Annotated in this window: 16 protein-coding genes, 2 tRNA genes and 3 rRNA genes; 10 read left to right on the forward strand and 11 right to left on the reverse strand. The window is 40.3% G+C overall.

The annotated features are described in order from the left end of the window. Positions 1-70: 70 nt before the first annotated feature. From KO02_RS13775 to recQ, 3 genes are all read right to left on the reverse strand, one after another. Positions 71-1162: an SGNH/GDSL hydrolase family protein gene (locus KO02_RS13775; protein ID WP_051959948.1), complete on the reverse strand. Its 1092-nt coding sequence runs from the start codon at positions 1160-1162 to the stop codon at positions 71-73. Positions 1163-1373: 211 nt separating this feature from the next. Further along, positions 1374-2189, reverse strand: coding sequence for a 3-deoxy-8-phosphooctulonate synthase (kdsA, locus tag KO02_RS13780; protein WP_038699173.1), 816 nt, complete (start codon positions 2187-2189; stop codon positions 1374-1376). Positions 2190-2204: 15 nt separating this feature from the next. Next, complete coding sequence (recQ, locus tag KO02_RS13785; RefSeq protein ID WP_038699175.1) at positions 2205-4394, reverse strand: DNA helicase RecQ; 2190 nt, start codon at positions 4392-4394, stop codon at positions 2205-2207. Between the two features lie 99 nt (positions 4395-4493). Between recQ and KO02_RS13790 the strand changes: the two genes are divergently transcribed. From KO02_RS13790 to KO02_RS13805, 4 genes are all read left to right on the forward strand, one after another. Further along, positions 4494-5459, forward strand: coding sequence for an SIS domain-containing protein (locus KO02_RS13790; protein ID WP_038699177.1), 966 nt, complete (start codon positions 4494-4496; stop codon positions 5457-5459). A gap of 125 nt (positions 5460-5584) precedes the next feature. Further along, positions 5585-5959, forward strand: a complete 375-nt coding sequence (locus KO02_RS13795) for a DUF1573 domain-containing protein (RefSeq protein WP_038699179.1) — start codon at positions 5585-5587, stop codon at positions 5957-5959. Positions 5960-6056: 97 nt separating this feature from the next. Further along, entirely contained in the window at positions 6057-7256 is a 1200-nt protein-coding gene (locus KO02_RS13800; RefSeq protein ID WP_038699181.1) for a pyridoxal phosphate-dependent aminotransferase, read from the forward strand. Between the two features lie 113 nt (positions 7257-7369). After that, positions 7370-7663 (forward strand): hypothetical protein, encoded by a 294-nt coding sequence (locus tag KO02_RS13805; protein ID WP_038702719.1) that lies wholly within the window; start codon positions 7370-7372, stop codon positions 7661-7663. Positions 7664-7677: 14 nt separating this feature from the next. On the opposite strand, the gene cmk is transcribed toward KO02_RS13805, so the two are convergent. Genes cmk through topA form a run of 3 tightly spaced genes read right to left on the reverse strand, consistent with a single transcriptional unit; the run spans position 7678 to position 11217 of the window. Then, on the reverse strand, positions 7678-8364 hold the full coding sequence (gene cmk, locus KO02_RS13810) for a (d)CMP kinase (RefSeq protein WP_038699183.1): 687 nt from the start codon (positions 8362-8364) through the stop codon (positions 7678-7680). A gap of 4 nt (positions 8365-8368) precedes the next feature. Further along, positions 8369-8782, reverse strand: coding sequence for a hypothetical protein (locus KO02_RS13815; protein ID WP_038699185.1), 414 nt, complete (start codon positions 8780-8782; stop codon positions 8369-8371). A 5-nt stretch (positions 8783-8787) separates the two neighbouring features. Then, the gene (topA, locus tag KO02_RS13820) at positions 8788-11217 is read right to left on the reverse strand and encodes a type I DNA topoisomerase (protein WP_051959949.1); all 2430 of its coding nucleotides are present in this window, start codon (positions 11215-11217) and stop codon (positions 8788-8790) included. Positions 11218-11735: 518 nt separating this feature from the next. Here topA and KO02_RS13825 point away from each other — a divergent pair. From KO02_RS13825 to KO02_RS13835, 3 genes are read left to right on the forward strand one after another with little or no spacing between them, the layout of a single operon-like run. Beyond that, positions 11736-13310 carry a glycerol-3-phosphate dehydrogenase/oxidase gene (locus tag KO02_RS13825; protein WP_144243328.1) on the forward strand — a complete coding sequence of 525 codons (1575 nt, stop codon included), beginning with the start codon at positions 11736-11738 and terminating at the stop codon, positions 13308-13310. An 18-nt stretch (positions 13311-13328) separates the two neighbouring features. After that, positions 13329-14837, forward strand: a complete 1509-nt coding sequence (gene glpK / locus KO02_RS13830; protein ID WP_038699187.1) for a glycerol kinase GlpK — start codon at positions 13329-13331, stop codon at positions 14835-14837. Between the two features lie 13 nt (positions 14838-14850). Further along, complete coding sequence (locus KO02_RS13835; protein WP_038699189.1) at positions 14851-15576, forward strand: MIP/aquaporin family protein; 726 nt, start codon at positions 14851-14853, stop codon at positions 15574-15576. 325 nt (positions 15577-15901) lie between these two features. Here KO02_RS13835 and rrf read toward each other — a convergent pair. From rrf to KO02_RS13860, 5 genes are all read right to left on the reverse strand, one after another. Then, positions 15902-16013 (reverse strand): 5S ribosomal RNA (rrf, locus tag KO02_RS13840). A 112-nt stretch (positions 16014-16125) separates the two neighbouring features. Continuing rightward, positions 16126-19014 (reverse strand): 23S ribosomal RNA (locus tag KO02_RS13845). A gap of 225 nt (positions 19015-19239) precedes the next feature. Next, positions 19240-19313 (reverse strand) — tRNA-Ala (locus KO02_RS13850). Positions 19314-19324: 11 nt separating this feature from the next. After that, a tRNA-Ile gene (locus KO02_RS13855) sits at positions 19325-19401 on the reverse strand. Positions 19402-19523: 122 nt separating this feature from the next. Then, a 16S ribosomal RNA gene (locus tag KO02_RS13860) occupies positions 19524-21053 on the reverse strand. Together the 16S, 23S and 5S rRNA genes with 2 tRNA genes alongside form the textbook arrangement of a ribosomal RNA operon. Before the next feature lie 1526 nt (positions 21054-22579). On the opposite strand from KO02_RS13860, the gene KO02_RS13865 reads away from it, so the two are divergent. From KO02_RS13865 to KO02_RS13875, 3 genes are all read left to right on the forward strand, one after another. Continuing rightward, positions 22580-23413: a helix-turn-helix transcriptional regulator gene (locus KO02_RS13865; RefSeq protein WP_038699191.1), complete on the forward strand. Its 834-nt coding sequence runs from the start codon at positions 22580-22582 to the stop codon at positions 23411-23413. A gap of 105 nt (positions 23414-23518) precedes the next feature. Continuing rightward, complete coding sequence (ygiD, locus tag KO02_RS13870) at positions 23519-24403, forward strand: 4,5-DOPA dioxygenase extradiol (RefSeq protein WP_081918389.1); 885 nt, start codon at positions 23519-23521, stop codon at positions 24401-24403. A gap of 101 nt (positions 24404-24504) precedes the next feature. Beyond that, positions 24505-24792 carry a SelT/SelW/SelH family protein gene (locus tag KO02_RS13875; RefSeq protein WP_081918494.1) on the forward strand — a complete coding sequence of 96 codons (288 nt, stop codon included), beginning with the start codon at positions 24505-24507 and terminating at the stop codon, positions 24790-24792. Positions 24793-24813 lie beyond the last annotated feature (21 nt).

The following is a 24813-nucleotide window of genomic DNA, read 5'->3' on the forward strand; positions in this document are numbered from 1 at the left end:
CCACAGAACCAATTTTACATTGACCTCCGATTCAGATGCTATCAAATTCAGGAGACATTTCAAAACGCAATTACCGCTTCACTATTTTATGAATTAATTTCTGGTAAGCATCGGCTATTTTTTTCATCCCAATATCATTAGGGTGGGCATAATCAACAGTAGAATTAATGTCTAAACCAATATCCTTATTCGTCAATAAATACACCTGCTTATCTCCCGTTTTTTTTGTTCGGTTTACAAATGCACTTGCCACAGCACTACTCTTTTTATATTCTTCGTTTTTATCTAAATTAAAAATCGCATTGTTGAAGCCCGAGCTATGCTCTGTTATGATGATGGGTGTTACTGGATGCTTTTTCCTAATTTCAGAGACAGCATTGGCTAATAATGAGTCCAATTGCTCTGCAGTTCGATCATTCGTTAAGGCCAAATTAGGAATACAATCCAAAATAAAAACTGCTGCATCAACCTGATTAATATGATCAATAATAGGTTGCTCCAATCGCCCATTTCCTGAAAATGCAACGTTAATAACGGGGTTGGTAATTTCTCTGCCTAAGATATTGGTCCAAGCCAAACCGGGGCGCGTCGCACAAGCTCCTTGCGCGATTGATGTCCCATAAACCACGATAGGATTTCCTTTTCCTGCAACAAATTCAAACTGCTTATTGGCAGCAACTCCAATTTCTAGCCATTCAACGGTATTATACAAAGGCAGATATAATCGGTAAGTGAAATTAGTATTCTCACCCAATGCCTTGTATTGATAGGTCACCGTATCTGCAAAATTATAGTTACCATAGGCCCAATTCCAAGCTCCCTTTTCATCCTGTGCATACAGATCTACACCGCTTACACCAGTAGTCGGCATATGCGGCATATTCATAGCTCCATTTACTTTATAGCGCACCGAAATGGCCTCTGCATCGGTCTGAAAGTCGATATACAATCCGGCACTATTGGTACCTAAGCTCCATACAGGAGATCGCACCTGACTTTTTAGATCCTCAGGCAAGCGGTAATAATTGGGCAACTCTGCTGAATGGACTCGTCCCTGGATTACCTTGCTCTCAAGTGGATTATTCCATTTGATAGTTTGTTGCGCAAAAGAGTTTACAGCAATAACAAGTCCCGCGAAAGTGAAAAATAAATTTAATTTCATAAAGTTAGATTGAAACTCAAATCTAACAATAAAGGAGTTAACTCGGAATAAGTATTTTAAATTATTCGGAAGGTGTTCCCAACACCTAATAGTAATCCTTTCCAAAAGAATCAAAAAGGGAGAGCACGACACAGTATAAATAATTGATGAGTACACAAAAAGGGTCATCACATGACATGATGACCCTTTTTTATATCTTGATAAACGACTATTAAAGAATAGCTTGTCTCACACGAACTAACTTCTCCATTAAATCTTCCAAATAATCCAAATGAAGCATATTAGCTCCGTCAGATTTCGCTTGTGCAGGGTTTGGATGTGTTTCAATGAATAAACCATCAGCTCCTACTGCAATGGCAGCCTTAGCAATTGTTTCAATTAACTCGGGTTTACCTCCTGTTACACCTGATGTTTGATTAGGCTGTTGTAACGAATGCGTACAATCCATGATTGTAGGTACTCCAAAACCTTTCATCTCAGGTATACCACGGAAATCAACAATTAGATCTTGATAGCCAAAAGTATTACCGCGATCTGTCAACAAAACATTCGTATTGCCAGATTCAATAACCTTATCTACAGCAAACTTCATCGAAGCTGCATTTAAAAACTGCCCCTTTTTAATGTTAACCACTTTACCTGTCTGCGCAGCAGCAACAAGCAGTTCAGTTTGACGACATAAAAATGCTGGAATCTGCAAAACATCTACATAAGCTGCTGCTAAAGCTGCTTCGTGACTTTCATGGATATCCGTTACCGTAGGAATTCCAAATGTTTTACCAACCTTCTCTAGAATACGTAATGCTTTCTCATCCCCTATACCCGTAAAAGAATCTACACGTGAACGATTAGCCTTACGATAAGAGCCTTTAAATATATAAGGAATATTTAATCTATCTGTAATAGTTACGATTTTCTCGGCGATACGTAAAGCGATTTCCTCTCCCTCTATCGCACATGGCCCTGCCATTAAAAAGAAATTCGTAGAATCTCCATTTTTAATTTGAGGTAGTACTGTATTTATCATTTAATATATGCGTTTCTAATTCCCTAATTCAGACATAAACTTTATTCGCATCAATTGAATATCTTCATACGAATAATCATCTCCATCTAAATCTTTCAATGCTTCATCAATTGAATCTGAATCAGCCTGTTTAAAATAATCATACACTTCGTCCTGACGATCTTGATCGATCATCTCATCAACAAAATATCCGATATTAAGCTTAGTTCCAGCATTAACGATGGTCTCCACTTCCTTCAGCAATTCTTCATAGCTGATTCCTTTTGCTGCAGCGATATCATCTAAACCTATTTTTCGATCAATATTTTGGATGATGGCAACTTTCAGCGCAGATTTATTTGCAGTTCCTTTAATCACAAGATCAACTGGACGATCGATATCATTTTCCTCTACATAGTCCTTGATCAACTCAACGAACTGCGCTCCGAATTTGACTGCTTTACCATTCCCTACTCCTTGTATCTGTTTTAACTCATCCAGTGACACTGGATAATGTGTACACATCTCATCCAAGGATGGGTCTTGAAAAATAACAAAAGGAGGTAAAGATTTAGATTTCGCAATTTTTTTACGAAGATCCTTTAACATCTTCAATAAAGCGGTATCAAGTGTTCCGGTTGAATGTCCTGAATCTTCAGATGAAGAATCATCAGAAAAATCCAAAGGACGATTCATGATAAATTTAATTGCATAAGGATTTTCCAAATAATGACGACCGATGTCAGTCATCTTCAATAATCCATAATGATCGATATCCTTCGCAAGGAAATTACTGAGCACCGTTTGACGAACTAAAGATTCCCAATAGACAACTCCTTTTTCTTTACCTTTTCCAAAAAGTGGATGTTCATCATGCTTGTAAGCAGACACCGGTTGGTTATTTTGTCCGACCATCACATTGATAACATGTAGATCATCAAAATTTTCACCTTGCTCCTTAATAAAGGAAAGAATATCTAAAATGGACTGTTCAGCGTCAAAGTAAGTCTTTTCCGTACGACAGTTATCACACATACTACTGCAACCTGCTTCATCAAAATTCTCACCAAAATAGTGTAAAATTTGTTTACGACGACAAACTGCTGATTCAGAATAATCGATTACTTCCTTCAGAATCTGAGTCCCTATTTCCCTTTCGGCAACAGGTTTATCCTTCATGAATTTTGTCAATTTCTCGACATCTTTCTCCGAATAAAAAGCCAGACAGATACCTTCTCCACCATCACGGCCAGCACGACCTGTCTCTTGATAATAGCCTTCCATTGATTTTGGAATATCGTGATGGATGACAAAACGTACATCCGGTTTATCGATACCCATACCAAATGCAATTGTTGCTACGATAACGTCTACATCTTCCATCAAGAACTTATCTTGTGTATCTGCACGCGTTTTCGCATCCAATCCGGCATGATAAGGGAGTGCTTTGATTCCATTGATATTTAAAACCTCACTAATTTCCTCCACCTTCTTACGGCTTAAGCAATAAATGATACCGGTCTTACCAGCCTGGCCTTTAATAAAACGTACAATTTCTTTGACCACATTTTTCTTCGGTCTTACTTCATAGAATAAATTCCCTCTATTAAAAGATGATTTAAAAAGCAGTGCATCATTCATTTGAAGATTCTTACGAATATCAGACTGCACCTTAGGGGTAGCAGTAGCCGTCAATGCAATAATGGGGATATTATCACCAATACCATTGATAACTTGACGAATCTTGCGGTATTCTGGACGGAAATCATGTCCCCATTCGGAGATACAATGTGCCTCATCGACAGCAACAAAAGAAACCGTAATCTGCTTCAGAAACTCGACATTCTCTAATTTAGAAAGTGATTCTGGAGCAACATACAGTAATTTTGTTTTCCCTGCCGTAACATCCTGTTTAACACGCATGATGTCACCTTTATTCAGTGAAGAATTCAAAAAGTGAGCAATACTATCCTCTCCGCCAAATGCGCGAAGCTGATCAACTTGGTTTTTCATCAAGGCAATTAATGGTGAAATGACAATCGCTGTCCCTTCACTCATCAATGCCGGTAACTGATAGCAAATGGATTTTCCACCACCAGTAGGCATTATGACAAATGTGTCTTTTCTCTGTAGCACATTTGTTATGATTGCTTCTTGATCCCCTTTAAAAGTATCAAAACCAAAAAAATCTTGTAAATTGTCGAAAAGTGATTTTTCTATTTCCATCGAGCCTCGGGCAAAAATAAGATAGATAAATGACCAAAAAATCTGTAAAATAACCTATTTTTGTATTCATTCTTTAATATAAAAGTAGATATTTTTTTTGTGAAAAGCAACATCGATATAAAAAATATAGCTATTCAAGCTATACAAGAAGAAGCTAAAGCGGTAGCAGATTTAGCACAACGGATTGATGACGACTTTGTTAACGTGGTTAAACACGTAATAAACTTACAAGGACGTGTCATTGTTACGGGTATTGGAAAAAGTGCGATTATCGCACAAAAGATTGTCGCAACAATGAATTCCACTGGTACACCATCCATTTTCATGCACGCAGCAGATGCCATTCATGGTGATTTAGGGATTATCCAAAAGCAGGATTTAATCATCGCAATTTCAAAAAGCGGTACAACTCCTGAAATAAAAGTCTTGGTACCTTTCTTAAAACAAACCGGCAATACTTTGGTTGCATTGGTTGGTAATATCAATTCTTATTTAGCCGATCAGGCCGATTACGTCTTGGACACCACCGTTGAAAAAGAAGCCTGCCCGAACAACCTCGCTCCTACTTCCAGTACCACTGCACAATTGGCCATGGGCGATGCCCTAGCTGTATGTCTTCAGGAATGTCGTGATTTTTCAGATAAAGATTTTGCTAAATACCACCCTGGAGGTGCGTTAGGTAAAAAGCTATATCTGAAAGTTGCCGATCTGTCAGATCAAAATGAAAAACCGAAAACACAAAGCAATGCCAACATAAGATCTGTCATCTTGACCATCACACAAAGCCGACTGGGTGCTGTTGCTGTTTTGGAACAGGAGAATATAATTGGTATCATAACCGATGGTGACATCCGTCGTATGCTCGAGAATCATGAAGACCTAACAGGACTTACTGCTGCCGATATCATGGGTGCAAATCCAAAGACAATCGATAAATCAGAATTAGCTGTAAATGCTTTACATATGATGCGTCAGAATAACATCTCACAACTTATTGTTATGGACGCAAACAAATATGAAGGTATCATCCATATTCAAGATTTATTGAAAGAGGGTATTATTTAACGACTGTTAATGTAATATTATTGTTATTAGCCTCTTTTCTAAAGCAAATGAAAGTTCAAATATCTACTTTGGTACATAGTTTGACAATCAAAAAGAAACAGTAAAAAATAAAAGAAGAAGAAGATATGAAAAAATTTATAGCCGTATTAGCTGTTATTGTCGCATTTGTAGGGTTCACTGCAATGCAAACGAGTCAAAGCGAATTTAAATTTGAAAAGGAAACGCATGATTTTGGAAAGATTGCTCAAGGAACTCCAGTTTCATATAGTTTCAAATTTTCAAATGCAGGAAGTCAGCCTATTATTATTTCTGATGTAAAACCTTCATGTGGTTGTTCCGTCGCTGAATTTACAAAAACGCCTATCAAACCAGGTGAAGCAGGAACCATTAAAGTGACATATAATGCCGCATCAAAAGCTCCTTTTACCAAAAGCTTTACAGTAACATCAAATACAAAAACACCTGTAAAAACATTATACATTAAAGGAATTGTAGAATAAACCTTTAACATAACATTGTACTCAAAAGCCACTTTTACAAAAGTGGCTTTTTTTGGTTTTTATTCATTAAATTTGTTTCGCTAATTCATATAAAATAATGCCATCAATATCAAGAAAAGGGTACAATATGCCCGCATCCCCAATTAGGAAATTAACACCATTTGCTGATCAAGCGAAGAAAGAGGGAAAAAAAATATATCATTTGAATATCGGACAGCCTGACATTGAAACACCGGAGGTCATGCTTAATGCATTAAAGAACATTGATTTCAAAGTGTGGGCATATACGGCATCGGAAGGAACAGAATCCTACCGAAATAAACTCACAACCTACTACAACAAATTGAACTATAATATCGAACCAACTGATATTTTAGTGACAAATGGGGGATCTGAAGCTATTCTAATTGCGATGCAAGCTTGTCTTAACCCTGGTGAAGAAGTGATTATCCCCGAACCGTTCTATGCCAACTATAATGGTTTCGCTTGTTCGGCTGATATCGTTGTAAAGCCCATCATGTCCTATATCGATAGTGGTTTTGCTTTACCTTCAATCGCAGAGTTTGAAAAGGTCATCACTGAAAAGACCAAAGCTATAGCGATCTGTAACCCAAATAACCCAACGGGCTATTTATATTCAAAAGAAGAGCTAGAAGCCTTACGCGAACTATGCTTGAAATACGACCTGTACCTATTCTCTGATGAGGCCTACCGTGAGTTCTGCTATGATGGTCGTGAATTCATTTCTCCTATGCACATGGAAGGCTTAGAACAACATGTGGTAGTCTTTGATACCGTATCAAAGCGCTACTCCGCTTGTGGTGCTAGAATCGGGTGCATGATCACCAAAAATAAAGAATTGTATCAAGTAGCACTTAAGTTTGCTCAGGCACGCTTGAGTCCCTCTTTAGAGGGGCAAATTGCTGCTGAAGCTGCTGTTGATACACCCGACAGCTATTTTGAGGCTGTCTCTAAAGAGTACACTGCTCGTCGTGACACGCTAGTTAATGGTTTAAATAAGATTGAAGGTGCATTTTCACCAAATCCAGGTGGTGCATTTTATGTCGTTGCGAAACTACCAATTGATAACGCAGATAGATTTTGTCAGTGGATGCTTGAAGAATTTTCGTATGAAAATGAAACCGTGATGATGGCTCCCGCAACAGGCTTCTATAGTACGCCTGGTGCAGGAAACAACGAAGTACGCTTAGCTTATGTTTTGAAGCAAGCCGACCTCCAAAAAGCACTGATCTGTTTAGAAAAAGGGTTACAGGAATACCCAGGTCGTACACAGTAATTACTAAAAAATAGTTATAAAAGGTTCCAAAAATTTGGAACCTTTTTTTTTGTATGAAACAAATCGACCATTTTATACGTTATTATTATAATAGATTACTAAATTTTAATAATATGGATAAATTGAAAAAATTTGAATTGATGGAAAAAATAGCCCGAGAATTAGAGGATGTTAGGAAAAGTCAGCAAGCCGTATTAGAAAAAATCGGGAAAATAGAAGTGGATAATATCGAACTTGGAGACAAAAATCTCGAAAAAATACTACCCGATATTTTCCAACGTACAGCAGACAATTCAGATGCAATTCGTCAGTTATTGGATTCTTTTCAAGAAAAAACAGAAGAGTTTGGAGAGAAAAACAATGTTACTAAACTCAAAGAACAGCAACAAATTAATAGTGTTAAATAAAAAAGAAGAGCTTCCTAATGGGAAGCTCTTCTTTTTTTATATTCTTCAATGACAAATGTCAATTGATCATCTTGTGTCATATAGGAGTTATCCAATACTAACGCATCTTCAGCTTTTCGTAATGGACTTTCTTCTCGGGTACTATCAATATGATCACGATGAGCCAAATTTTTGACAATTTCATCCATCGTCACCTGCTCACCCTTATTCGTCAATTCTAAGTAACGTCTATTCGCACGCACCTGCGGGTCGGCAGTCATGAATATCTTCATATCAGCATCCGGAAATACCGTGGTGCCGATATCACGACCATCCATCACAATGTTTCTTTTCCGCCCAAGCTTTTGTTGCTGTGCCACCATTGCCTGGCGCACCGCTCTGATCGTGCTCACTTCACTTACTTTATCCGAAATATACATCTGACGAATTTCTTCCGAAATATCTTCATCATTAAGATGAATCTCTGTCTTGTCCAAATTAGGGATGAAGTCAATATGAATATCTTCTAAAGCCTGCGACACCGCTGCTTCGTCTTCCATATCAATCCCTTCTCTGATGAAGTAGAGTGTTACGGCACGATACATGGCACCACTGTCAATGAAAACAAATTTTAATTTTTTAGCTAATGCTTTTGCTACTGTACTTTTTCCACAAGATGAAAAGCCATCAATAGCAATGATAAAGTTATGTCTAGTTGTCATAAAACTAATTCATCCCTCCTATTATCACCCCGAGCTTATTTACTACAGGAACAAGTATTAAATTTCCTTCAATAATGCTTTCGGGTAAGAAGATATATTTTTTATCGTAAATAATGTTGTCTATGTAAAAGCTTAACCAATATTCATTGGTTAGGCCAAACACCTCCTCATCTATAGCTTCGATTTTGTCAAAAGAATGTGCTCCTACATTACCGATGAAATGACGTAATGTGCTTGTTTGTACCTGCACACCATCCTTCTCACCATAACCTTTTGAAGTAACCAAAACATTTTGAATCTCTTGATTTTTTTCATTAATCAAATAGACATTCCATATTTTCGACTCCGGGCTCTCACTTTCCAAAATAACAGCAATGGTGATATTTTGAACAATGTTTTCAGGTAAATCCTTTTTCATTTCAATTATTTCTCTTTCGTTGCTTTTACTGTAGCCGCTTTCTTAGCAGTTGTAGCCTTTTTAACAGTTGTCGCTTTTTTTGCTGGAGCTTTTTTAGTCGTTGTCGCTTTTTTAGTAGCTACTTTAGCTTTCCCCTTTGGAGCATCAGCTTCTGCCCACTTAACGACATCTTCGTAAGTAATGTTTTCAACCTCCGTACCTTTAGGGATTTTTAAGTTCTGTTTTCCAAAACGAATAAATGGACCCCAACGACCTTGTTCAATCTGCGCTTCTGGATTTTCATCAAAAACACGAATCACTTTCTCGATATCCTTCTGTCTCTTTTCCTTGATGATCTGGATGCACTCTTCTTCAGTAACGTCTAAAGGATCAAGATCTTTTGGTAAAGAGTAGAAAGAGGAGTCGTGACGAATATAAGGTCCAAATCGACCAATCGCAACAGTCATTTCTTTTTCTTCAAAGATCCCTACTTTTTTAGGTAGTTTGAACAACTCCATCGCATCTTCAAAAGTAATCGTTTCGATCATCTGACCTTTACGTAAGGATGCAAATCGTGGTTTCTCTTCATCATCCTGTGCTCCAATCTGAACCAAAGGACCAAATTTACCAATACGAACAGAAACTGGCTTTCCCGATACAGGGTCTACACCGAGTTCTCTTTCGTTATTTGCACGTTCAGCATGCTCTAAAGTTTTCTGTACTTCAGAATGAAAAGGTCCATAAAACTCACGCAACATATCTGTCCATTCAGTCAAACCATGTGCAATCTCATCAAATTCCTTTTCGACTTTAGCCGTAAAATTAAAGTCTACTATACCTTTAAAGTGTTCAACAAGAAAATCATTGACTACAATACCGATATCAGTAGGGAACATTTTCCCTTTTTCCGCACCCGTGATTTCTGTTTTCGTAACGGCAGAGATCTCTGCGTTCTCCAATGTCAAAACACGGTAATCACGTGAACGACCATCACGTTCCTCTTTCACAACATAACCACGATTTTGAATTGTTGAAATTGTTGGCGCATAGGTAGAAGGTCTACCGATACCCAATTCTTCCAATTTCTTCACCAAAGCAGCTTCAGTGTAACGTGCAGGAGGTCTCGTGAAACGTTCCGTTGCATTCATGCTTTTCAATACAACAGCTTGTCCAGTTGTTAAAGGAGGTAACAATGAATTATCGTTTTCCTCCTCATTACCAGAATCATGGTCATCATCTGTAGATTCAAAATAAACCTTCAAGAATCCGTCGAATTTCATTACTTCACCCGAAGCAGATAAATCTTCCTTACGTGTAGAAATAGAAATTTTAGCCAAAGTCTTCTCAAACTCCGCTTCACTCATTTGAGAAGCGATAGCACGTTTCCAAATTAAATCGTACAATCTTTTTTCTGCAGCATCACCTTCGATACTATGTTCAGAAAAATAAGTTGGACGAATCGCCTCGTGGGCCTCTTGTGCTCCTGAAGTCTTCGTTTTATATTTTCTTAGTTTGTGGTAACGATCACCATAAGCTGAGCGAATTTCTTTTTCTGCCGCTTCTATTGCTGTATCACTTAAGTTGACCGAGTCGGTACGCATATAAGTAATGCGCCCTGCTTCATATAACCGCTGCGCTACCTGCATCGTCCGTGCAACAGAGAATCCAAGCTTACGACTGGCTTCCTGCTGTAGGGTTGAAGTGGTAAATGGAGCCGCAGGAGATCGTTTCGCAGGTTTTGTTTCCAAACTCTTAACAGCGAACTCTGCAGTCCTACAATCGTCTAAAAACTGCTTTGCTTCAACTTCTGTAGCAAAGCGATGAGGCAACTCTGCCTTAAAACTATCTTTTACTTTTCCTGTATGAAAAAATGCAACAATTCGGAATGATGCTTCAGCATTAAACCGAATGACTTCACGCTCGCGATCTACGATTAAACGTACAGCAACGGATTGAACACGTCCTGCAGATAAAGAAGGTTTTACTTTTTTCCATAACACAGGAGAAAGTTCAAATCCGACTAATCGATCCAGTACACGACGTGCTTGTTGTGCATTAACTAAATTATAATCTATTTTACGAGGATTCTCAATGGCTTTTAAAATCGCTGGTTTCGTGATCTCATGAAAGACAATACGTTTAGTACTCTCATCCTTTAAACCCAACGTCTCAAATAAATGCCAAGATATCGCCTCTCCTTCACGGTCCTCATCGGACGCTAGCCATACTGTTTCTGCAGCTTTAGCTAATTTCTTTAATTCACTGACTATTGCCTTTTTATCAGTAGGAACTTCATATTTTTGTTGAAAATCTTTATCTGTATCAATAGCATCATCGGTCTTCACCAAGTCACGAATATGCCCGTAACTAGACTTCACTAAAAAGTCCTTCCCTAGATACCCTTCTATTGTTTTCGCTTTCGCAGGAGACTCTACTATGAGTAAATTTTTAGCCATTTAAATTTGAGATTTGTGCAAATAAAGGCATTTCTTTAACGAATGACAATATTTTTAGTCTTTTTTTACATTATTTAAGGAAAATAATGATAAACAACCTATTTTTTTATTAAAAACAATCGTTGTTTATCTATTTTAACATACCCATTAATTATTCTTTTAAGAGGCTCTTTTCCAATCATTCTTTCTATTTCCTCTCGTTATCCCCCAAGCTGTGAAAAAACAACTACAGCACCTTATGCGCGTTATAAATCCATACTCATGGTAACCTTAGAGAAATCCAAATTCTTCCTCAACTCTGTAACAATAATATATCCATTTATTTTCAGCACAGCAAGAATATCGCATTCTTATAAATGAGATATATAAAATTGGGACATTTGAACAATGTACCAATTAAAAAATAAATAAAACAAACTTTCATCCTATTTCGTTGTATAAAAAAGACCTTTCATTTATATTTATACTAGACCAAAAAAGCATACAAATGAAACCAAATGTAATTATTAAACAAGCGTATGATTAACTTTAAAAGAGACAAAAACCTAGAACGGGTAAAGAAAAACTCGAAATGGGATGTCGTCATCATTGGGGGGGGTGCTACCGGCCTCGGTATTGCTGTTGATGCCGCATCACGTGGATATAAAACACTCCTGTTGGAAAAATACGATTTTGCAAAAGCGACCTCGAGCAGGAGTACTAAATTGGTTCATGGAGGTGTCCGCTATTTAGCAAATGGTGATATAAAGCTCGTTTATTCTGCTTTAAGAGAAAGAGGATTAATATTCAAAAATGCACCTCATCTAGCTAAGGTGCAAAGTTTTATTATACCCTGTTATTCCTTTTATAGTAAATGGAAGTATCTGATTGGATTAAAAATTTACGATTGGATGGCAGGATCATACCGCATTGGTGCGTCCAAATTCCTATCCAACGAACAGGTGGTATCCAAACTAACATCCATCAAAAAAACAGGCCTGAAAGGTGGAATTATCTACTATGATGGACAATTTGATGACGCTAGATTTGCTATTAATTTAGCGCAAACAGCAAGCATGTTAGACGCCACGATCCTCAATTATTGCGATGTAAATGCCATCCATAAAGATGAAAATGGACATGTTTCTGGCATCTCATTTACAGATCTTGAATCGGAAGAAACGATTGAAATAACCGCAAAAACGGTCATCAATGCTACTGGTATTTTTGTTGACGACATTCTCAAAATGGAGTCTCCTACCCATAAGAACTTAGTTAGACCCTCACAAGGAACACATATTGTTATCGATAAAAAATTCTTGGGAGAAGATGATGCCTTAATGATTCCAGAGACAGATGATGGCCGGGTTTTGTTCGGTGTTCCATGGCATGACCACATCTTATTAGGTACGACAGATACCCCGCTGGATATCCACACCATTGAACCAAGACCTTTGGAGGAAGAGGTTGAATTTATACTCTCCACTGCTAAAACATACCTCAATCCAGCACCTACGAGGAAGGATATACTGAGTGTTTTTGCAGGTTTAAGACCATTAGCTGCCCCAAAAGATGAGAACTCCAAATCGACAAAAGAGATTTCAAGAGACCACAAACTGATTACAAGCAAGTCAGGATTGATTACCATCACTGGAGGAAAGTGGACTACCTATCGAAAAATGGCAGAGGATACTGTAAATAAGGCCATTGAAATCGGAAAATTAACCGATGCACCTTGCATCACTAAAACCCTCAAAATTCATGGTTATTTAGAAGATAAACAAGAAGGTCATTGGCAAATTTACGGTGCTGATGCTGACCTGATTAAAGATTTAGCAATTAAAAACCCCGAACTCAATCAAAAGATACATCCCAAGTTTGATTATATCGCTGCTGAAGTTGTATGGGCGGTAAGAAATGAAATGGCTAGGCGACTCGAGGATGTCTTAGCAAGAAGGATGCGGATGCTGTTTCTAGACGCTAAAGCTGCTATGGAGGCCGCACCTGTTGTAGTTCATATTATGGCGAATGAACTTGATCAGACAGAATCGTGGGAAGAAGAAGAGCTTCAACAGTTCTTAGCGCTTGGCAAACACTACAGTTATGAGGCATAATCTAAAACCCCTAAATCAATGAGTACAAAAGAATACATTTTAGCATTAGATCAAGGGACAACCAGTTCCAGAGCTATTATTTTTTCAAAATCAGGAAAAATAGAAGCCATAGCACAGAAAGAGTTCAAACAGATATATCCGCATTCAGGATGGGTAGAACACGACCCTAAGGAAATATGGGCCAGCCAATTATCTGTCTTTACCGAGGTTATGGCTAAATTAAAAATCACGCCCAAACATATTAAAGGTATCGGAATCACAAATCAACGCGAGACAACGATTATTTGGGATAGAAACACAGGTGAACCCGTCTACAATGCCATTGTTTGGCAAGACCGTAGAACAGCCAATTATTGTAAAAACCTCGAAAAAGAAGGATATAGTGATACCATACAGCAAAAAACTGGCTTACGTATTGATTCCTACTTTTCAGCATCCAAAATTAATTGGATATTAGAACATGTTGAAGGTGTCCGCGAGCGAGCAAATCGTGGAGAACTCGCTTTTGGAACTGTGGACACTTGGATTATATGGAATTTAACGGATGGAAAAGTACATGTAACCGACGTATCCAATGCTTCGCGTACAATGCTCTATAATATTGAGACATTAAACTGGGACGAAGAGCTTCTAAACCTATTTGATATCCCAAAGAGTCTCTTACCTCAAGTGGCATCATCTTCGGAGGTCTATGGTTATACTTCAGGACAAATACTATCAAGTGTGGTACCTATCGCTGGTATAGCTGGAGATCAACAGGCAGCACTTTTCGGACAAATGTGCACGAAGAAAGGTATGGCCAAAAACACATACGGAACTGGTTGTTTCTTATTAATGAATATTGGCTCAAAACCGATATTTTCCAAAAACAATTTAGTTACCACTATTGCTTGGAAAATTGGGGATAAGGTAACGTATGCCCTAGAGGGGAGCGTCTTTATCGGAGGAGCAGTTATACAATGGTTAAGAGATGAGTTGGGGATTATAAAAACAGCAGCAGAAGTCGAAAGATTAGCCACTAGTGTAAAAGACAGTGATGGTGTATATTTGGTTCCTGCTTTTTCAGGACTTGGTGCGCCGCATTGGAACCCTTATGCTAGAGGAAGCTTATTGGGGCTTTCAAGGGGAACTAATGTCGCACATATCGCCCGTGCTGCACTTGAGGGCATTGCTTTCCAAGTTACCGATGTGCTGACAGCGATGCAGTCTGATTCACAAATTGAAGTCAAAGAGCTTCGCGTAGATGGCGGTGCGAGTGCTAATAATTTTCTGATGCAAACCCAGGCCAATTTCATTAATGCGACTACAGTAAGACCTGAAGTAATTGAAACAACGGCACTTGGTGCGGCTTATTTAGCAGGTCTAGCAGTTGGTTTTTGGCCTAGTATTGAAGAGATTGCCGAACAATGGCAATTAGATACAATATTCAAGCCGATTGGTGACGATAGAGTAAAACAATCTTTACGAGAATGGAAAAGAGCAGTAGAGACCACAAAATTTTGGGCAAACTATGATATGAATGACTAATTAATTTTATAATATGAATGTATTAATTGCAGAATTTATAGGCACAGCCATCCTCATTCTATTAGGTGGCGGGGTCGTTGCAAATGTGGTATTAAAAGATACTAAAGGAAATAATTCGGGTTGGATAGTTATCAGTACGGCTTGGGCATTGGCAGTATTTGCAGGTGTTACCATCGCAGGACCTCACAGCGGAGCACATCTAAATCCCGCAGTCACTCTTGCCAATCTTCTTTTAAATAAGATGACGATAAGCTTGGGCTTACAATACATCCTTATGCAAATTTTAGGCGCAATGTTTGGATCTTTTATAGTTTGGCTCATGTACAAAGACCATTTCACAGAAACCGATGATGCAGGAGCCAAAGAGGCTGTATTCTGTACCAGACCAGCCATATTCAACCCTAAAATTAATATTATTAGCGAAATCGTTGGCACATTTGTCTTAATATTTTGTATACTAAATTTCACGAGTCCAACGACTTACCAAGGACAAACCTTTGGACTAGGTTCCATAGGAGCAATACCTGTAAGTTTTGTCGTTTGGGGTATCGGCCTATCATTAGGTGGTACCACTGGATATGCCATTAATCCAGCACGTGATCTAGGCCCTCGCATAACGCACGCCTTATTACCAATAAAAAACAAGAAATCTTTCAATATAGCCTATGCTTGGGTTCCTGTCATTGGACCACTTATAGGGAGTGCCTTAGCAACCTTAATCTATGTATATATCAAGTAGCAATCCAAAACTTAACAGCGAGGAATTAATATAGGTAACGAGAAAAAAAAACCTCATGAGAGACTAACGATAAGGCATATCCGATATGTTTTAGCATTTTTATAGCAATGAGATATGCTCCAACAGCATCACATAGAGCCAGAGATAATCGCTAATATGCAAGGACTTCAGTATAAGAAATGGTACCGACCTAATTTCCAGTCCATTATAGTATATTAAGGCAAGGCCATCGGTTGCTGGGTGATGTCCGGTCCGGCGGTGCTGTCCCCCAGAAAATACGGAACACAAAAAAGCCCTTGCTGTCATGCAAGGGCTTCCGTATAAAAAAAGGCACCGACCTACTCTCCCACCTGTTACGGCAATACCATCGGCTCTGGCGGGCTTGACTTCTCTGTTCGGAATGGGAAGAGGTAGACACCGCCGATATAGGCACCTAAAATAAGGTTATCAGAATATAGAAACAATATCCTTAACGGATAAAAGTCACCATCTGATCTATAGACAATTGAAAGAAAAACTAAAAGAGGAAGACAACAGTGTCTGCGTTGCTTGAGAAAGCTTCGGGTGATTAGTATTGCTCAGCTATGGTATCTCTACCTTTACACCTGCAACCTATCGACGTAGTAGTCTTCTACGGCCCTATAAGGAAGTCTCATCTCGTGGCTAGTTTCGCACTTAGATGCTTTCAGCGCTTATCTATTCCCGACGTAGCTACCCAGCCGTACACCTGGCGGCATAACTGGTTTACCAGCGGTCAGTCCATCCCGGTCCTCTCGTACTAAGGACAGATCCACTCAAACTTCCAACGCCCACAACAGATAGGGACCGAACTGTCTCGCGACGTTCTGAACCCAGCTCGCGTGCCACTTTAATGGGCGAACAGCCCAACCCTTGGGACCTTCTCCAGCCCCAGGATGTGACGAGCCGACATCGAGGTGCCAAACCTCCCCGTCGATATGAGCTCTTGGGGGAGATCAGCCTGTTATCCCCAGCGTACCTTTTATCCTTTGAGCGATGGCCCTTCCATACAGAACCACCGGATCACTATGTCCGTCTTTCGACCCTGTTCGACTTGTTGGTCTCACAGTCAAGCAAGCTTATGCCATTGCACTCCTCGTACGGTTACCAAGCGTACTGAGCTTACCTTTGAAAGCCTCCGTTACCTTTTTGGAGGCGACCACCCCAGTCAAACTACCCACCAAACAATGTCCTCGATATAACCGAGTTAGAAACCGGATACAGAAAGGGCGGTATTTCAAGGTTGATTCCATGACTCCTAGCGAAGCCACTTCAACATCTCCCGCCTATCCTACACATCCTGTACCCAATTCCAATGTTAAGCTATAGTGAAGGTGCATGGGGTCTTTCCGTCCCGTTGCGGGTAATCGGCGTCTTCACCGATACCACAATTTCACCGAGCTCATGGCTGAGACAGCGCCCAGATCGTTACACCATTCGTGCAGGTCGGAACTTACCCGACAAGGAATTTCGCTACCTTAGGACCGTTATAGTTACGGCCGCCGTTTACTGGGGCTTCGATTCAATGCTTCTCTTACGATGACATCCCCTCTTAACCTTCCAGCACCGGGCAGGTGTCAGGCCTTATACTTCATCTTTCGATTTTGCAAAGCCATATGTTTTTGTTAAACAGTCGCCTGGGCCTTTTCACTGCGGCTTCTCCATTGCTGGAGGAAGCGCCCCTTCTCCCGAAGTTACAGGGCCATTTTGCCGAGTTCCTTAGCCATGATTCACTCGAGCACCTTAGGATTCTCTCCTCGACTACCTGTGTCGGTTTACGGTACGGGTTTTTATAACCTGAAGCTTAGCGGGTTTTCTTGGAAGTCTGTTTACCTGCTCTATCAACGCCGCCGAAGCTTTGCTGTACTATTGGGTTTCAGCAGGGTCGGCGGATTTGCCTACCGTCCCTATACCTACGCCTTTCAACGAACTATTCCGTCAGTTCGCGGCAGTGTCACTACTCCGTCACCACATCGCAGTTATAAAAAGTACTGGAATATTGACCAGTTGTCCATCGGCTTACTCCCTTCGGATGCGCCTTAGGCCCCGACTAACCCTGATCCGATTAGCGTTGATCAGGAAACCTTAGTCTTTCGGTGGGCGGGTTTCTCACCCGCCTTATCGTTACTTATGCCTACATTTGCTTTTCTATACACTCCACGACCCATTACCAGATCGCTTCACCGTAAATAGAATGCTCCCCTACCAGACATACATATTTCAGTATGAATCCATAGCTTCGGTAATACACTTGATGCCCGTTTATTATCCACGCCCGGCCGCTCGACTAGTGAGCTGTTACGCACTCTTTAAATGAATGGCTGCTTCCAAGCCAACATCCTAGCTGTCTAGGCAACCGGACCTCGTTAGTTCAACTTAGCGTATATTTAGGGACCTTAGCTGATGGTCTGGGTTCTTTCCCTCTCGGCCTTGGACCTTAGCACCCAAAGCCTCACTGCCGGCCATATCTTATAGCATTCGGAGTTCGTCTGGATTTGGTAGGATTTGACTCCCCCGCACCCAATCGGTAGCTCTACCTCTATAAGACTCTATGCCGACGCTGTTCCTAAAAACATTTCGGGGAGTACGAGCTATTTCCCAGTTTGATTAGCCTTTCACCCCTACCCTCAGGTCATCCGAAAACTTTTCAACGTTTATCGGTTCGGTCCTCCATTACATGTTACTGCAACTTCAACCTGCCCAAGGGTAGATCACAAGGTTTCGCGTCTACCTCATCTGACTATGCGCCCTATTAAGACTCGCTTTCGCTTCGGCTGCGTGGCTGAACCACTTAACCTTGCCAGACAAGAGTAACTCGTAGGCTCATTATGCAAAAGGCACGCCGTCACTGCACCTGGCAGCTCCGACCGCTTGTAAGCACACGGTTTCAGGTTCTTTTCACTCCTCTGTTCGAGGTTCTTTTCACCTTTCCCTCACGGTACTAGTTCACTATCGGTCTCTCAGGAGTATTTAGCCTTATCAGATGGTGCTGACAGATTCCCACAGGGCGTCTCCGACCCCGCGGTACTCAGGGTACTGCTAGGCTAGCATTCTATACGTGTACCGGGCTATCACCGTCTATAGCTGGGCTTCCCATCCCATTCCACTTCTGTTTGCTAATGCCACATCGCAGCCCTACAACCCCACTGATGCCGTAACATCAATGGTTTGGGCTCTTTCCCGTTCGCTCGCCACTACTTGGGAAATCATTATTATTTTCTTCTCCTACGCCTACTTAGATGTTTCAGTTCAGCGCGTTCGCGTATTATACAACATACCTTCAGTATGCTAGGTTGCCCCATTCGGAAATCTTCGGATCGAACTCACATTTGCTAATCCCCGAAGCTTATCGCAGCTTATCACGTCCTTCATCGCCTCTGAGAGCCTAGGCATCCCCCGTGTGCCCTTATTTACTTTCTTCACCTCATAGCCCTTTTGCTACTATGGGTTGCTTTTTGATATATATAACCATGATGCTACGCATTAATCCGTTCGGCCTTGACCGAGGGTCTTCATAATACATCGAACACATCACAGTATTGTCTCTACTGTTGTCTTCTCTTGTAATTTTTTTCTTTCAATATGTCAAAGAACTCTTTGTCGCCCTTATCATGAACACAATATCTTGGTGTTCGGGCAGACCTGTGGAGAATATCGGAGTCGAACCGATGACCCCCTGCGTGCAAGGCAGGTGCTCTAGCCAGCTGAGCTAATTCCCCGTATCGTTTTATGGTAGTCCCGAGCAGATTTGAACTGCTGACCCCTACATTATCAGTGTAGTGCTCTAACCAACTGAGCTACGGGACTAGCTTATCATTCTCTCTCTGGACCATCCTACAGGGATGGGCACATTTCTTCAAATGTTTCTTTTTGTTTCTAAAATATAAATCATGTGTATACGTAACGAGCTTCAATCTTGAATGCTCTAGAAAGGAGGTATTCCAGCCGCACCTTCCGGTACGGCTACCTTGTTACGACTTAGCCCCAATTATCGGTTTTACCCTAACACGCTCCTTGCGGTTACATGCTTTAGGTACCCCCAACTTTCATGGCTTGACGGGCGGTGTGTACAAGGCCCGGGAACGTATTCACCGCGTCATTGCTGATACGCGATTACTAGCGAATCCAACTTCATGAGGTCGAGTTGCAGACCTCAATCCGAACTGTGAATGGCTTTTAGAGATTAGCATCATATTGCTATGTAGCTGCCCGCTGTACCATCCATTGTAGCACGTGTGTAGCCCCGGACGTAAGGGCCATGATGACTTGACGTCGTCCCCACCTTCCTCACTGTTTGCACAGGCAGTCTGTTTAGAGTCCCCGACATAACTCGCTGGCAACTAAACATAGGGGTTGCGCTCGTTGCGGGACTTAACCCAACACCTCACGGCACGAGCTGACGACAGCCATGCAGCACCTAGTTTCGTGTCCCGAAGGACTGATCCGTCTCTGGATCATTCACTAACTTTCAAGCCCGGGTAAGGTTCCTCGCGTATCATCGAATTAAACCACATGCTCCTCCGCTTGTGCGGGCCCCCGTCAATTCCTTTGAGTTTCAATCTTGCGACCGTACTCCCCAGGTGGATAACTTAACGCTTTCGCTTGGACGCTTACTGTGTATCGCAAACATCGAGTTATCATCGTTTAGGGCGTGGACTACCAGGGTATCTAATCCTGTTTGATCCCCACGCTTTCGTGCATCAGCGTCAATGCTAACTTAGTGAGCTGCCTTCGCAATCGGAGTTCTAAGACATATCTATGCATTTCACCGCTACTTGTCTTATTCCGCCCACTTCAAATAGATTCAAGTCCTACAGTATCAAAGGCACTGCGACAGTTAAGCTGCCGTCTTTCACCACTGACTTATAGGACCGCCTACGCACCCTTTAAACCCAATAAATCCGGATAACGCTTGGATCCTCCGTATTACCGCGGCTGCTGGCACGGAGTTAGCCGATCCTTATTCTTCAGGTACATTCAGCTACTTACACGTAAGTAGGTTTATTCCCTGACAAAAGCAGTTTACAACCCATAGGGCAGTCATCCTGCACGCGGCATGGCTGGTTCAGAGTTGCCTCCATTGACCAATATTCCTTACTGCTGCCTCCCGTAGGAGTCTGGTCCGTGTCTCAGTACCAGTGTGGGGGATTCTCCTCTCAGAGCCCCTAGACATCGTAGCCTTGGTGAGCCGTTACCTCTCCAACTAGCTAATGTCACGCGAGCCCATCCATATCCTATGAATATTTGATCAGAAAATGATGCCATTCTCTGATGTTATGCGGTGTTAATCTCTCTTTCGAGAGGCTATCCCCCAGATATGGGTAGGTTGCTCACGCGTTACGCACCCGTGCGCCACTCTCATCAGAACTAAGCAAGCTTAGTCCTGAATCCCGTCCGACTTGCATGTATTAGGCCTGCCGCTAGCGTTCATCCTGAGCCAGGATCAAACTCTCCATTGTAAAATGAAGTGTAAGATCAAGACTATTTATAATAAATAGAATTGTCTTGTATTTTATTTCTGATTCTAAAATTGAACAGGTTGTTTTTTTTAACTTTCGTCGTTTCTCAACACTACTCGTTACGTTACATGATTATATTTTTAAAGAACTTTTTTCGCTTCCGCATCTCGCTTCGGCTATATGATGTCGGCATTGCGCCGTTATCGATCTTGTTTTGATTCCCTTCGTTTCCGTTGGGACTGCAAAGGTAGAGATCTTTTTGGTATATCCAAAATAAATGTGAAAATTTATTTTTGGAGACCTTTTCGATTTCTGCGTCTAAATAACATAGACCCTCTTTTTTTCAGTGTCAGCCCTTTCGGACCGACCGTTCCTCCCTTGCGGAGTGGTGCAAAGATAGACCATTTTTATAATCACTTCCAAACGTTTTCTTGCTTATTTATTGAGAAAGGAGGTAACTTGCTGTATCATTGGATGATTTATTTCTGAAAGAGCCGAACTGAGGGCTGGATATCGACCAAAAAGCAGGTGCTATGGCCGATCGCTCCTTTATCATGGCCGATCGCATGCTTCTTATAGTATCGCTATAGATAAGTATGGATGATTATCAATCGACTGGAATAGCAGATCACTCCTTATATATAGTATAAGCACTTATTGTCTCTCTGTAGAAATAAGTGTGAATGACTATAATAGACCGGAATAACCATTCACTTTTTATAATAGCATCCCTTACCTACTTATTCCATCGCTATAGGTTAAGTATGGACTGACTATAATCAGACCAGAAGAGCAGCTAGCTTCTTTATAGATAGTATATAGTAAATACATATTGTACCGCTATAGATAAGCATGGACACAACAGCAGATATTCAATATGCAGATCCTACTTGGATTATAACCTAAGTAATATGAACTAGGTACCAACTTCGGTATTAAAACAGGTGTAGACCAGAGATAGCTTGGTATTAGTAGGGGGTTAATAGGGATATACCCCTATTAACCCCCTACTAACCCCCTATAATCCCCCTCTTAATACACTATTAAATCTGAAGTTGGTACTAATTTGATATCAACTTATTATCAAGATGATTTCCGAAACTTATTAATCACCTAAAAGGATTCCATATTACTGCACGTTATGGATACCATGATAACCATCCCTATAAATGAAAAAATAAACCATCCACTATTTATAGGTCATAGCAACATGAAAGTATTAAGAAGAAATACGAATGAAATATATTCAGTAAAGAGGTATAGGATAAAAAATACTAGGTTAGGATAACCAAATCAAGAGCGCCTCAAAAAGCTATACAAATCAAACGATATATAGTTGGTCCCATTAACCCTAAAAAAGATTATCTCTTTCGGAATCTTAAAGTAATACTAATTTCTAAAATCGTTCGATGAACCTTCAGACAACATAGATTACAAAAGAAAATGACCGAAATATTAAGCTTCAATAGAACTCCGTACTACATTTTTACATAACTTTAATCGCTAAGGGAAAACAATAAAATACTTTGAAAGAAATTTTTAAAATATATCAACTCGATGCCGCAGAGGCAGACCGCATCGCAGATAGCGAAAACAATTTGCATCATCATGATTTCGAAGAGTTGATTATTGGCACAGAAGGTCAATTGGAACATTTTATAGATTTCAAATCTGAAATTTTTGTGGCTCCATTTATCAGCTTTGTAAGCAAGGGAAAGATACATCGTGTTAAACCGCAGCCTAGAGCAGGGAAATGTCAATTTTGGGTTTTACGATTCAAAAGTGAATTCATTCCAGAAACAACATTCCAACTGTATAATCATTTTCATGACCACGCGACCTTTAGTATCGAGTCCTCCCCTTGCTTTCAACGATTGGTTACAGTTTCACAAATGATAGCAGATGAGATGCAGACAAAAAATGCCGACCTGGGCATTGTTCGTCAATTACTAAGTACGTTATTTACCATGATTGAATCCGAATATAGGAAACAGTTTCCAGAAGGCTTACTTGCCCCATCGAATACCAGTACTACTTTCAAGAATTTTTTAACCATACTAGAGGAGAACTACCACCGTCCGGAATCGGTCAATTTCTATGCTGAAAAACTTTTCATGAGCGCCCGCGCCCTCAACCTTATCTGTCATCAAATATTGCAACAGAGTGTTTCCGAAATCATTGAAACCAGAAAGTTAATTGAAGCCAAGAGTTTATTGATGAATACCGACAAAACAATTTCAGAAATAGGTTTTGAACTTGGTTATACCGATAAAGCCTACTTTGCAACTGTTTTTAAAAGGAAATCTGGACAAACACCTACAGACTTTAGAAATGACATGAAGAAGATAATTTCCAAATAACACAACTTTCTTTCCGATAAACAATACCCACTCCATCAGATAAAACTGATATTTGTATGTCGTGTTTGAACACTCCAAAACGACAAAAGATATTAGGAGTAAAAAATGACTAGAAAACAAATGATAACCGCTATGGCTGCAATCCCTTTCGCAGGAGCTGCTTTAAAAGTAAGTTCCCTACATGATCTATCTAAATCTTTCCAAGCAACGGAAAAATTTCCAGTTTTATTTTTGGGACATGGCAGTCCTATGATTGCAATTGAAGAAAACGAGTTTGTTGACGGATTCAGAAATATAGGAAAGACATTTGACACACCAAAGGCAATCTTAGTAATTTCTGCTCATTGGGAAACACAGGGTACTTTCGTGACAGCAATGGAGAATCCACCAACAATTCATGATTTCGGCGGATTTCCTCAAGCGTTATTTGATGTACAATACCCTGCCCCTGGTAGTCCTTCATTGGCACAAGAAACGAAAAGAATTATCACAAAAGCAGATGTCCTACTTGATGACAAATGGGGGCTTGACCACGGTGCATGGTCCGTTGTCAGACACCTATACCCCAATGCTACTGTTCCAGTTATACAAATGAGCATTGATTATACCAAACCCGCATCTTATCATTACGCTTTAGCGAAAGAGTTAGCTTCTCTGCGTCAGAAAGGTGTTTTAATAATTGGAAGTGGCAATATGGTTCATAACTTACGTATGGTGGCATGGGATAAATTGAACGAATCTGGATTTGCGTGGGACTGGGCACAGGAGGCTAAAGAAAAAATGAAAGGATATATTTTAGATGGTGATCACAATTCCTTAATAGATTTCAAAAACCAAGGGAAAGCTTTCGAATTAGCAATCCCGACACCAGAGCACTATTTACCATTAATTTACAGCTTAGCCTTAAAAGAGCAGCACGATGAGCTCATGTTGTTTAATGACAACTCTGTTGGCGGGTCACTAGCCATGACTTCACTTAAGATAGGTTAATTGTTATTCTTAAAAAATGAATATAAAAAAGCAGCTAAAAAGAGGCCGCTCATATCAAAATGAAATAACTTATATTCGCTACTCATTCGATGATAGGAAATATGAATAAATCCAAACCAACCATTTCAATAGAATACTGTCCAAAATGCAATTGGATGTTACGCGCAGCTTATATGGCACAAGAGTTACTCAGCACTTTTACGGAAGATGTTCACGGTGTCTTATTGATTCCAAGTGAAATTGCAGGAAAATACACCATTTCTAGTGACGGATACACGCTATTTGATCGTAAGGGTATGGGCAGATTTCCTGAAGTAAAAGAGTTGAAACAACTGGTGAGGGATCATATTAACCCGAATAAGGATCTGGGACACTCAGAAAAAAAATAAAATAATTTTGTAACTTCATGA

Source organism: Sphingobacterium sp. ML3W (assembly GCF_000747525.1).
Classification (GTDB): domain Bacteria; phylum Bacteroidota; class Bacteroidia; order Sphingobacteriales; family Sphingobacteriaceae; genus Sphingobacterium.

Excerpts from the sequence above, each read along its gene's own strand:
- KO02_RS13775 (WP_051959948.1), bottom strand. The coding sequence starts at position 1,162 with ATGAAATTAAATTTATTTTTCACTTTCGCGGGACTTGTTATTGCTGTA.
- kdsA (WP_038699173.1), bottom strand. The coding sequence starts at position 2,189 with ATGATAAATACAGTACTACCTCAAATTAAAAATGGAGATTCTACGAAT.
- recQ (WP_038699175.1), bottom strand. The coding sequence starts at position 4,394 with ATGGAAATAGAAAAATCACTTTTCGACAATTTACAAGATTTTTTTGGT.
- KO02_RS13795 (WP_038699179.1), top strand. The coding sequence starts at position 5,585 with ATGAAAAAATTTATAGCCGTATTAGCTGTTATTGTCGCATTTGTAGGG.
- KO02_RS13800 (WP_038699181.1), top strand. The coding sequence starts at position 6,057 with ATGCCATCAATATCAAGAAAAGGGTACAATATGCCCGCATCCCCAATT.
- KO02_RS13805 (WP_038702719.1), top strand. The coding sequence starts at position 7,370 with ATGGATAAATTGAAAAAATTTGAATTGATGGAAAAAATAGCCCGAGAA.
- cmk (WP_038699183.1), bottom strand. The coding sequence starts at position 8,364 with ATGACAACTAGACATAACTTTATCATTGCTATTGATGGCTTTTCATCT.
- KO02_RS13815 (WP_038699185.1), bottom strand. The coding sequence starts at position 8,782 with ATGAAAAAGGATTTACCTGAAAACATTGTTCAAAATATCACCATTGCT.
- topA (WP_051959949.1), bottom strand. The coding sequence starts at position 11,217 with ATGGCTAAAAATTTACTCATAGTAGAGTCTCCTGCGAAAGCGAAAACA.
- KO02_RS13825 (WP_144243328.1), top strand. The coding sequence starts at position 11,736 with ATGATTAACTTTAAAAGAGACAAAAACCTAGAACGGGTAAAGAAAAAC.
- glpK (WP_038699187.1), top strand. The coding sequence starts at position 13,329 with ATGAGTACAAAAGAATACATTTTAGCATTAGATCAAGGGACAACCAGT.
- KO02_RS13835 (WP_038699189.1), top strand. The coding sequence starts at position 14,851 with ATGAATGTATTAATTGCAGAATTTATAGGCACAGCCATCCTCATTCTA.
- ygiD (WP_081918389.1), top strand. The coding sequence starts at position 23,519 with ATGACTAGAAAACAAATGATAACCGCTATGGCTGCAATCCCTTTCGCA.
- KO02_RS13875 (WP_081918494.1), top strand. The coding sequence starts at position 24,505 with ATGAATAAATCCAAACCAACCATTTCAATAGAATACTGTCCAAAATGC.